Origin of the sequence: Vreelandella maris, assembly GCF_013371085.1 — a bacterium.
GTDB classification, from domain to species: Bacteria; Pseudomonadota; Gammaproteobacteria; order Pseudomonadales; family Halomonadaceae; genus Vreelandella; species Vreelandella maris.
In genome coordinates this window covers 66,259-76,147 of sequence record NZ_JABWCV010000018.1, presented here as the reverse complement: position 1 = coordinate 76,147, position 9,889 = coordinate 66,259, and the positions used below count along the sequence as shown (strand labels likewise).

The window sequence follows — 9,889 nt, the reverse complement described above, 5'->3', positions numbered from 1 at the left end:
CGTTTGAACTGCTCAACAGCGACGGCAAGCCCGACCCGCAACTCACCGCCGCGCTCTGCGCCAAAGCCCGCGAGAAAGGCCTGATCCTGCTTTCATGCGGTTTCTACGGCAACAGCATCCGGATTCTGGTGCCGCTGACGGTCTCCTCTGCGGTGCTCGAAGAAGGGCTAAGCATTATCGAGCAGTCCCTGGAAGCACTGAGCTAATACTCTCTTCTAGGTCTCACCTAGCCCGCCATCTTCAAACAGCGCAAGCTGCTGGCGATTGGCGGGCAGTTCTATTGCTGAATTCAGCATTTAAGCTAAGTGCTTGGATCAATCCTACAGGTTTTCGCTGACCTGCAACTCTAGCTTAACTTTAATCGTTTTCAGCTTAGTAATGCTGGCCACAATCGATTCCGCGAACGAGGGGCAATTCACCGGATGTCATGGAATACGCCTCTTTAACCCCTGAATTCAAGGCATATGCGCAGCACCTGCCGTGTCAAAGATGAGGATGGAGTGCCCTGGGGAGTAGCTCTTAGCCTTCCGTCATTGGCGAAATTACTAGATGAGCAGATAGGCTGCATTGATCAAATGCAATTTACTGCGTGCATACGATTGTCCTGCATGGACGCCGGTTTCACAGGCTTGCTGATCTACTCCGTGGTAGCACGGCGGTCCTTTGTACAAAGTACTTAGCTTGAAAACCCTTGAGCTAGATCGCGGAATGCTTTGGCAGCAGGGCTGAGAGATCGGGCTCGTGGCCAGGTGAGACCTAATTCCATAGGGGGAATAGGGTTGCTCAATTCGATATGCTCAATGTGTTTGCCATCCAGTGACCAAGGGCGATAGACCATATCTGAAAGGATGGTCACCCCCGTACCATTGGCCACCATACTTCGTACTGCCTCAACTGAGGACGTTCTGAACAGAATGTTTGGGGTAATACCTTCAGGTTTCCAATACTTTAGCGCGGTCTGATCGGCTTCATCCACCGTCAGCATGATATAAGGATAGTGTGCAATATCCTGTAAAGTAATCTCCTCCCGTTTTAGCAGCTCATGTTGTCCATTGACCCATAGTCTCCGCTTCGATTGGGTTAAGGTCATTTTTTCCAGACAGTCATGATGTTCCATATTTGAAGTTAGCATGATGGCAAGATCAAACTCGTCTGAGGTTAAACCTTGCTCGATTTCCGGGCGCGAGACTTCATTGAGTTCTACTCTCACCCAAGGATAGCGGCGCTGAAACTGCGCTAATAGAGGTGGCATGAAATAACCCGCCACCGTATAGGTCATGGCCAGCCGCAAGGTGCCTTTCAGCGTAGGGTGAATATCCTGCAAGCCGTTAAAGGCATCTTCCAGCGCTTGAAATGCATAGTTGACTCGTTGCAAGAACCGCGAGCCTTCACGTGTTAGCAACATGCCTCGGCTGGTACGCCTGAATAATATAACGCCTACCTGTTCTTCAACTTCCTTGACGCCAGTAGTGATCGAGGATTGGGAGACGTTTAGATCAATGGCAGCTTGCGTCACTCGGCCACTTTTGGCCACCGCCATAAAATAACGAAGTTTGCGTAACGAAAGGTTTCTTACCATTACATGCGCCTTTAGTGTTCGTTTTTTTTGATATCGCCATGCAAAAATTAATATTACCAATGTCTCTTCTTAAATGTCACTAATGAATGAGGTAACCACGGAGAGACGCAATGACAACAACGATTGATCTGAATGCCGACATGGGAGAAAGCTTTGGTGCCTGGTCGATCGGCGATGGTGTCGATGTCGACATTATGCCCTTGATCAGTTCTGCCAATATTGCTGCAGGCTTTCATGCCGGTGACCCAACGATCATGCAAGACACTTTACGTTTGGCATCACGCTACGGCGTTGGTATCGGTGTTCATCCGGGGTTCGGTGACTTGGTGGGCTTCGGACGTAGGGCGATTGCCGCCCCAGCTGATGAATTAGTGAATGATGCTATCTATCAGTTGGGCGCACTGCGTGAACTTGCCCATCTAGAAGGCCTAAGTATGCATCATTTCAAACTGCATGGTGCTTTATTCATGCATGCGGCCAAGGATGCCGACTTTGCGCAGCGCTTATGTGCCGCATTAGCCAAGGTGGCTCCTGAACTACCGATATATTGCCTGGCCGGTTCTGCATTGGATAAAGCAGCGGAAACTCTCGGTTTGCCCACAGTGCATGAATTCTACGCTGATCGTGATTACAACGATGAGGGCAGTATTGTCTTTGTCCGTAAGGTGCAACGCCTTGATCCACAACAGGTAGCTGAGAAGGTGTTGCGTGCCTGTCAGCAAGGCACGGTCGAGTCTGTCAACGGCAAGTCGGTAGCAGTTTCTTTTCAGTCAGTGTGTATTCACAGCGACACCCCAGGGGCGTTGGCATTGGTAAAAGCCGTGCGTCATGCACTGGATAACGCTGGTATCAAGGTGGCTGCTCCCTGATATCAAGTGGCTGGTAATTTATTAAGATGGCACTGTCTTCGATAGCAATCATCCAAAAATCACAGGAGAAACATAATGACAACCCAACAGGTTCAAGCTCCCTTCCCTGGTGTTTTTTACCGAAAACCGGCCCCGGACGAGCCGGTATACATAGAAGAAGGTCAGGCGGTACAAGCCGGAGATGTTATTGGTTTGATCGAAGTGATGAAGCAGTACGTTGAACTAAAAGCCGAGGTGTCTGGCACGCTGGAAAGCTTTAGTGCTGAAAATGAAACTGTACTGGAAGCTGGGGATATCATTGCCTCAGTGGAGGTGAGCGAATGATTCGCCGGTTGTTGATCGTCAATCGTGGCGAGATAGCACTAAGAATCGTCCGTGCTGCTCGAGAACTCGGCCTGGTCAGCATAGTCGCTCACAGCGATGCCGATGTGGATACTTTGGCCGTTCATCAGGCCGATGAAGCGGTATGCATTGGCCCGGCTCAAGCAGCGAAAAGCTATCTCAACATTCCAGCTGTTATTGAAGCTGCCCGCAATTGTCAGGCGGATGCGGTGCACCCAGGCTATGGATTTCTTTCCGAAAGTCCAGAGTTTGCTCGTGCCGTCAAGGATGCAGGACTGATTTTTATTGGCCCGGATGCCGACATTATCGACCGTATGGGAGATAAGGCCATGGCACGCCAGACTGCGATTGAGGCAGGTGTACCGGTGGTGCCCGGTTCTCCACACGCGGTCGAAGGGCTTGAAGAGGCTCTGTCTGTTGCTGAAGATGTAGGCTACCCCCTTTTGATCAAGGCGGCTGCCGGTGGCGGTGGGCGTGGTATTCGTGTGGCTGAAGATGCGGAGATGCTGACTAAACAGTTGCCGCTGGCGAAGAGCGAAGCTCAGTCAGCGTTTGGCGATGGGCGAGTCTATCTTGAGCGATTTATTGCCCGTGCAAGGCATATCGAAGTGCAGGTGCTGGGTGATGGTAAACGCGCTGTGCATTTCTTTGAGCGTGAATGCTCATTGCAGCGCCGTCGTCAGAAAATGTTCGAGGAAGCGCCGTCGCCAGCTATCGACAGCACAATACGCAAACGGTTGTGTGAGTCTGCCGTGGCGCTGGCAGAGCATGTTGGCTACCTGGGTGCTGGGACTCTGGAGTATCTGTTTGATGAGAAGACCGGCGAGTTTTTCTTCATTGAAATGAACACCAGGATTCAGGTTGAGCACCCGGTAACGGAAATGGTTACCGGATTTGATCTGGTTAGGGCCATGATCCAGGTAGCCGCAGGTGAACCGCTCAGCATTGCCCAAAACGATATTACGTTAAGGGGCTGGGCAATCGAGATGCGTATCAATGCCGAAGATCCTGACCACGACTTTTTCCCGTCGCTGGGCACGGTAAAAAAGCTTGTGTGGCCCACCGGGCCCGGTGTTCGTATCGATAGCGGTTTGTATGAAGGCTACAAGATGCCGCCGTTTTACGACTCTCTGGTGGCTAAGTTGATCGTTTGGGATGACAGTCGTGAGCATGCGTTAACCCGCGCTGGCCGTGCGTTAGATGAATTTCAGTTACAAGGTTTTACTACCACTGCCGGTCTGCACCGTCGCCTTATAGAAGACTCTGCTGTCAAGGCGGGTGCATTTGATACGGTTTTTCTTGAACGCTGGCTTGCTGAGCCCGCGTCAAATCATGCCAATGTGAAGGAGGTCATCAATGAGCAATGAGATGGCAGCCACAACCCGCTATAGCCAGGCGGGCGATGAGTTTTTGTTCGTTGAACTTAATGAAGAAATGACCCTGGAGGCATTTTTCCTTTCTATTTCGATTACCCAAAAACTACGTGACCTTGCTTTGCCCGGCATTATCGAGATCTGCCCAGCCAATGCATCCTATCAGGTGCGCTACAACCCGGATGTGATCTCCGCCAGTCAGCTTCAAAACAAGTTGGAAGCGCTGGAGCAGGAGGTGGACAGCCAGCAGGTGCGTACTCTGGAAACTCGGGTGATTGAAGTGCCTGTGCTTTATAGAGACCCTTGGACCCATGAAACCCTGATGCGTTTTCGCGACCACCATCAGGATCCATCTGCGACCGATCTGGAATATGCAGCCCGTATCAATGGATATGACACTGTTGATTCATTCATTGAAGCCCATAGCGCAACGCCCTGGTTTGTTTCTATGGTGGGCTTTGTGGCGGGATTGCCGTTCATGTATCAGATGGTGCCACGAGAACGCCAGATTCAAGTGCCGAAATATCTGCGTCCGCGCACAGATACCCCTAAACAAACGGTGGGCATTGGGGGGTGCTTCAGTGTGATTTATTCCGTGCGTGGAGCGGGTGGCTATCAGATGTTTGGCGTGACACCGATGCCCATTTATGACCCGGCAAATGAGCACCCGCATATCGACAGCTCGATGATCTACTTCCGCCCAGGCGATATCGTTAAGTACCGTGCCGTTGAACGTGAGGAGTATGACGCCCTATTGGCTGTTGCTGAAAAGGGACAGTTTAAGCCGAAAATCTCGCCGTTCACCTTTGATCTGGACGCGTTCAATCAAGATCCGGACGGCTATGCACGTCGTGTTAAGGAGGCACTGTATGAGCATTGAAATCATCAAGCCGGGCCTGGCATCGTCGATTCAGGATAAAGGCCGGGAAGGCCATTACCACCTGGGAATTCCTCCTTCCGGCGGGATGGACCAGCGTTCGCTGATAGCAGCAAATCTTTTGGTTGGTAACCCTGAGGGAGCTGCTGTTATTGAATGTGCGCTGATGGGGCCGGAGTTACGTTTTGACACGACACGAAAGGTCGCCGCTTGTGGTGCTGAGATGACGCCCCGTGTTAACGGGGAAGCACAACCCCTCAATGAAGTGTTTGAAGTGCCAGCAGGCTCGACGCTTGGCTTTGATTTTGTCAAGGCAGGCGCAAGGCTTTATCTCGCCATCGAAGGTGGAATAGACGTACCCGAGCGACTAGGCAGCCGCAGTACTTATGCGCTTGGCTCTCTGGGAGGAATGCAAGGGCGTACACTGCAAGCCGGTGATACCTTGGCACTATTCCAAGCGCATGGTCAGGCAGTATCTGGGCGTCATTTACCACCTTCTTTAGTGCCTGAGTTTTCCAGACAATATCAGCTGCGTGTGATGCCGGGCTTGTACGCGCATCGCCTACGGGCGGAAAGTGAAACACGTTTTTATTCAGAAGACTGGGTGGTGGCATCAGAAGCTGATCGAATCGGCTACCGCATGAAGGGTGGCACGCCACTTTCCTTTATTGAGCGGGAGCCTCCCTTTGGCGCAGGTGATGATCCCTCCAATATCGTTGATGCCTGTTATCCAATTGGTTCCATTCAAGTGCCTAGCGGCAGTGAGCCTATCATCTTGCATCGGGATGCCGTATCGGGTGGTGGTTACGCCATGATCGGTACTGTGATCAGTGCCGATATGGACACGGTAGGCCAAATTCAACCTCACCAGAAGGTACGCTTTGTTCAGGTTACGCTTGAAGAAGCGCTAGCAGCCCGTGCCCATTATCAAAAGGTTCTGAAGCAGTTAAGGCAGATGCCGTAAATGCGGGATTTATTCCTGGAGCCCCCTGCGGTGCACGTCAGGCTAATCAACAGTACACCGCAGGCAAAACACCTATCTGTTGTAGCGTCTATTGTGTAGGTGTATCGACGCTTTCTCACGGGATAATAATAAACAAGCCCATTACAGCGTTTCATAACTCAAAAATGGATGCTGTAAAACACCAAATTGTCATTACGGGAACGTTGTTTCCAAAATAAATGACATAATAAAAGGAAAGTGAAATGAGTGATAAGCATCAAAGTGAGGCAACTGACCTTGACTTCTCTGAACGCCCGGTTCCACCTGAAGGGCGAATGCCAAAAATCAATTTAATGATGGCTTTTTGGGCAGTTTGTAGTGCCATTTTTTATATGGTGGTAGCTGCCGCAATGGCCCGAAGTTATGGCACGACCAATGCATTGATCGGTATTGTTCTAACGGTAATTGCTTATGGTTTAGTTAATGGTGTAATTAGCCGTTACTCAATGAAGACAGGGTTAACAGTTGCCCTTTTTTCAAAAATTCTATTTGGTCACTTCGGTGCTGTAGTGGCCACCTTAATATTTTTTGCAACCGCTCTTTATTACGCCGTTTTTGAAGGCTATGTGATGGCATTGGTGCTCTCTGAATGGAGCGGTAGTCTCTCCATGGCGGTGGCCACTGCAATAGTGGTGATTTTTGGGGTTGTACTGATCTTTGGCAGTGTGCAGCACTGGCTGGATAAGTTTAACGGTGTTTTATTGCCGGTCTATGTGATCGGTATGCTGATCGCGGTGGGTATGGCGATAGCTGAATTCGGTTATCCCTCTGGATGGTTAACTCGTGTACCTGAAGGCGGTGCGTCGAGCTGGGGATGGCTGCATACCTTTGCCTATTATATGGGTGTCTGGGTGTTGATGATGTTTACTTTTGACTACGCCCGCTTCGGACGGAATGAAGACTCCGGTTTTCACACGCGTATCACCTTTGGTATTCCTTTCTACGCCATGACCTTCTTGTTCAGCGGAATAGTGGGCATTCTGTTGGATTCCATGATTCCCACTGATGGTCTTTCCGAGGCATCGATTGTACTAGGTCTGCTCGAGTTAATGGGCTTTGGTGGCCTCCTGCTAGTATGGGTAACACAAAGTCGTATCAACACCGCCAATTTCTATCTAGCAACCGTGAATTTTGAGTCATTTATCCGCAAGGTCACAGGCATTCATATGTCCAAAGTGGTCTCTGGCTGTGTCATTGGTGTTATCGCCTATGTGCTGATGATGGCGGATGTGTTTTCGTACATTCTTCAGGCCTTAGCGTATCAGGGAGTCTTTGTGGTGGCCTGGGTAGGGGTGGCGCTTGCACATATTCTGTCCAGAACTTATGAGAATCGTTTCAATGGTCATGTTGAGCTAGATAATGACTATATTCCTGCCTTTAACCCTTGCGGCCTGGTGGCCTGGTGTGGTGCCACGTTTACAGGCATTGTGATGATGAACATTCCCTCTGTATCTGGGTTCTCGGCCCCAGCCACCTTTGTGTTTGCTTATGCGGTCTATGAACTTGGTCTCAGGTTCGCAAGAGAAGAGTGGTATGTTGCCAGGCTCAAACAACAATGAACGTCTAATAAGTAGCTATCTTTAAAGTTGAGCTTTGTTTTGCGTGGGTAGAAGGGGGTTGAAAGCTTTAGCAAGCTCTGCCTACGCATTTTTAATGTATTCGTTAAAAAGGGTTTTGATATTTAAGAGTGGTGTAAGGTGGTTGTTTTATAAATATAAAGACATTTAAGCATTTTCTGATTCTTCTTGTGAGTAAGAAAAATGCTAAGTAAAACACTATAAGGAATCAATATGTCTGAGCTTAGAGTTGCTGTTGACGCAGGTGGAACCTTTACCGACGTATGTATTTATAATTCGTCTACCCAAGAGTTTCGCGTCACCAAAGTTCCCTCTACACCAAATAATCCCATGCAGGCGGTGATCAATGGTGTGAAACGTGGGGAAATCCAACTGGCCGATGTTGACTTGTTTTTTCATGGAACCACAGTTGCTACCAATGCGCTGATCACACGGCGCTTTCCCAAGGCGTCCCTGGTTACCACCAAAGGCTTTCGTGATGTCATCGAAATTCGCGATGGTACCAAGGATAACCTCTGGGATGCCTATGCGGATGTCAGTGGTCCCTATATTCGCCGACGTGATCGCTTTGAAGTCACCGAGCGTGTTGATTACGCAGGTGAGATCGTCACTCCACTAGATGAGCAGGAAGCGCGTGAACTGGCGCGTAAACTTAAGCGGCGAGGTACCACTACGATCGCCGTATGCTTCATAAACTCTTATGCCAATGTGCATAATGAGCAGCGCATGCGTCAGATTCTTGAAGAAGAGATACCCGGCGCCAATGTGTCAACGTCCTCAGAGATTCTGCCTGAAATTTTTGAACATGATCGCTTCAACACAGCGGTTGCCAATACGGTATTGGGACCGTTGGTATCGGAGTATGTCAAGCAGTTGGATGATGAGCTGACGGCCGGTGGTTATGCCAATGATTTGTTGCTGTTGCATTCCGGTGGAGGTTCAATGACACCGGCTATGGCCAAACATTTCCCGGTACGTCTGGCGGCCTCTGGTATTGCGGCCGGGGCTATCGCGGCCAAGCATATCGCTGAGCAATGTGGCTATCAGAACGCGGTCGGTTTGGATATGGGGGGTACATCAACAGATATTTCCTTGATCCATGACGGTGAACTGCGTGTGACAAAGCAATGGGGGGTGGAGTATGGCCATCCGATTGTATTTCCTAGCATCGAGGTGCTGACCATCGGTGCCGGTGGTGGCTCGCTGGCACATATTGATATTGCTGGTGCCTTACGCAACGGACCGCAATCAGCGGGTGCCGACCCAGGTCCTGCCTGTTACGAACGTGGTGGTGAAGAACCTACCAATACCGATGCCAATCTTGCACTCAACCGATTGGGTGTCAGCCTTGCAGGCGGGGCACTGGAGCTGAATCAGGATAAGGCAACGAGAGCAATCAAGGAAAAAATCGGCCAGCCACTTTCGCTTGAAACCGCTGAAGCGGCCCAAGCTATCTTGAAAGTTGCGAATTCCAACATGGCCGATGCCGTTCGCTTGGTCTCAATCCGGCGTGGCCTCGACCCGCGTGACTTCGCGCTGATTGCTTTTGGAGGTGCGGGGGCACTACACGGTGCCGAAGTCGCCAGAGAGTTAGGCATTCCAGCGGTGATTGTGCCTCCTAACCCAGGTGTTACGTCGGCCATGGGCTGCTTGCTGGTGGATATACAGCACGATTTGTCGATGATGTATACCGCAGCGGCCGCTCATGCTGATACGGATGATCTGGAACAGCAGTTCCTCGGCCTTGAGGAGGAGGCTGCCGAGCGTCTACGTCATGAAGGTGTGGCTGACGAAGATGTGGTGCTTCAACGAGGTATCTCAATGCGCTATCAAGGGCAGTGGCGGTCGCTGCAGGTGTCGATGAAAAAGGGCGCAGATTCTCTGAAAGAGGCGATGGAAACCTTTCATCAGGAGCATGAACGCCAGTTTTCGTTCCGTCAGGATGCGCAGCCGGTCGAGATTTACCAATTACACCTGCGTGCCGTGGGTAATACCCCCAAGCCAACATTCACGCCGTTTGAAAAAGTGCCAGGCGCGACTGCTGAGCCACATGCCCGCCGTGATGTTTACTTCGATGGCCAATGGCACGACACCCCCATTTACCAACGTGACTCACTCCTATCTGGCTACGAGTTATCAGGACCAGCGATTATTGATCAGCTGGATTCCACCACTGTTATCCCTCCTAATACTACGGCATCCATTGATGAGTGGAAAAATATCCGGATCCAGATCATAGAAACAGGAGACCACGCATGAACATGCCCAA

8 protein-coding genes and 1 pseudogene are annotated in these 9,889 nt (G+C 50.5%); 8 read left to right on the top strand and 1 reads right to left on the bottom strand.

What is annotated here, in order from left to right; all coding sequences use genetic code 11:
• Positions 1-206 (top strand): annotated as a pseudogene (locus HUO07_RS15315) (4-aminobutyrate--2-oxoglutarate transaminase); the annotation flags it as partial.
• Positions 207-676: 470 nt separating this feature from the next.
• On the opposite strand, the gene HUO07_RS15310 reads toward HUO07_RS15315, so the two are convergent.
• Entirely contained in the window at positions 677-1,579 is a 903-nt protein-coding gene (locus HUO07_RS15310) for a LysR substrate-binding domain-containing protein (protein ID WP_176304279.1), read from the bottom strand.
• A 110-nt stretch (positions 1,580-1,689) separates the two neighbouring features.
• Between HUO07_RS15310 and HUO07_RS15305 the strand changes: the two genes are divergently transcribed.
• The 7 genes from HUO07_RS15305 (at position 1,690) to HUO07_RS15275 (ending at position 9,879) form a co-directional block, all read left to right on the top strand.
• Complete coding sequence (locus tag HUO07_RS15305) at positions 1,690-2,448, top strand: 5-oxoprolinase subunit PxpA (protein WP_176304270.1); 759 nt, start codon at positions 1,690-1,692, stop codon at positions 2,446-2,448.
• 75 nt (positions 2,449-2,523) lie between these two features.
• Positions 2,524-2,772: an acetyl-CoA carboxylase gene (locus tag HUO07_RS15300; protein ID WP_176304269.1), complete on the top strand. Its 249-nt coding sequence runs from the start codon at positions 2,524-2,526 to the stop codon at positions 2,770-2,772.
• On the top strand, positions 2,769-4,157 hold the full coding sequence (locus tag HUO07_RS15295) for an acetyl-CoA carboxylase biotin carboxylase subunit (RefSeq protein WP_176304268.1): 1,389 nt from the start codon (positions 2,769-2,771) through the stop codon (positions 4,155-4,157). Before HUO07_RS15300 ends, HUO07_RS15295 begins: the two co-directional genes overlap by 4 nt.
• Positions 4,147-5,043 carry a 5-oxoprolinase subunit B family protein gene (locus tag HUO07_RS15290; protein ID WP_217908921.1) on the top strand — a complete coding sequence of 299 codons (897 nt, stop codon included), beginning with the start codon at positions 4,147-4,149 and terminating at the stop codon, positions 5,041-5,043. The genes HUO07_RS15295 and HUO07_RS15290 overlap by 11 nt, the downstream gene beginning before the upstream one ends.
• Positions 5,033-6,004, top strand: a complete 972-nt coding sequence (locus HUO07_RS15285; RefSeq protein ID WP_176304267.1) for a 5-oxoprolinase subunit C family protein — start codon at positions 5,033-5,035, stop codon at positions 6,002-6,004. Before HUO07_RS15290 ends, HUO07_RS15285 begins: the two co-directional genes overlap by 11 nt.
• A gap of 242 nt (positions 6,005-6,246) precedes the next feature.
• Positions 6,247-7,602, top strand: a complete 1,356-nt coding sequence (locus HUO07_RS15280) for a purine-cytosine permease family protein (RefSeq protein WP_176304266.1) — start codon at positions 6,247-6,249, stop codon at positions 7,600-7,602.
• A gap of 231 nt (positions 7,603-7,833) precedes the next feature.
• On the top strand, positions 7,834-9,879 hold the full coding sequence (locus HUO07_RS15275) for a hydantoinase/oxoprolinase family protein (protein WP_176304265.1): 2,046 nt from the start codon (positions 7,834-7,836) through the stop codon (positions 9,877-9,879).
• The last annotated feature ends 10 nt before the right edge of the window (positions 9,880-9,889 follow it).

Excerpts from the sequence above, each read along its gene's own strand:
- HUO07_RS15310 (WP_176304279.1), bottom strand. The coding sequence starts at position 1,579 with ATGGTAAGAAACCTTTCGTTACGCAAACTTCGTTATTTTATGGCGGTG.
- HUO07_RS15305 (WP_176304270.1), top strand. The coding sequence starts at position 1,690 with ATGACAACAACGATTGATCTGAATGCCGACATGGGAGAAAGCTTTGGT.
- HUO07_RS15300 (WP_176304269.1), top strand. The coding sequence starts at position 2,524 with ATGACAACCCAACAGGTTCAAGCTCCCTTCCCTGGTGTTTTTTACCGA.
- HUO07_RS15295 (WP_176304268.1), top strand. The coding sequence starts at position 2,769 with ATGATTCGCCGGTTGTTGATCGTCAATCGTGGCGAGATAGCACTAAGA.
- HUO07_RS15290 (WP_217908921.1), top strand. The coding sequence starts at position 4,147 with ATGAGCAATGAGATGGCAGCCACAACCCGCTATAGCCAGGCGGGCGAT.
- HUO07_RS15285 (WP_176304267.1), top strand. The coding sequence starts at position 5,033 with ATGAGCATTGAAATCATCAAGCCGGGCCTGGCATCGTCGATTCAGGAT.
- HUO07_RS15280 (WP_176304266.1), top strand. The coding sequence starts at position 6,247 with ATGAGTGATAAGCATCAAAGTGAGGCAACTGACCTTGACTTCTCTGAA.
- HUO07_RS15275 (WP_176304265.1), top strand. The coding sequence starts at position 7,834 with ATGTCTGAGCTTAGAGTTGCTGTTGACGCAGGTGGAACCTTTACCGAC.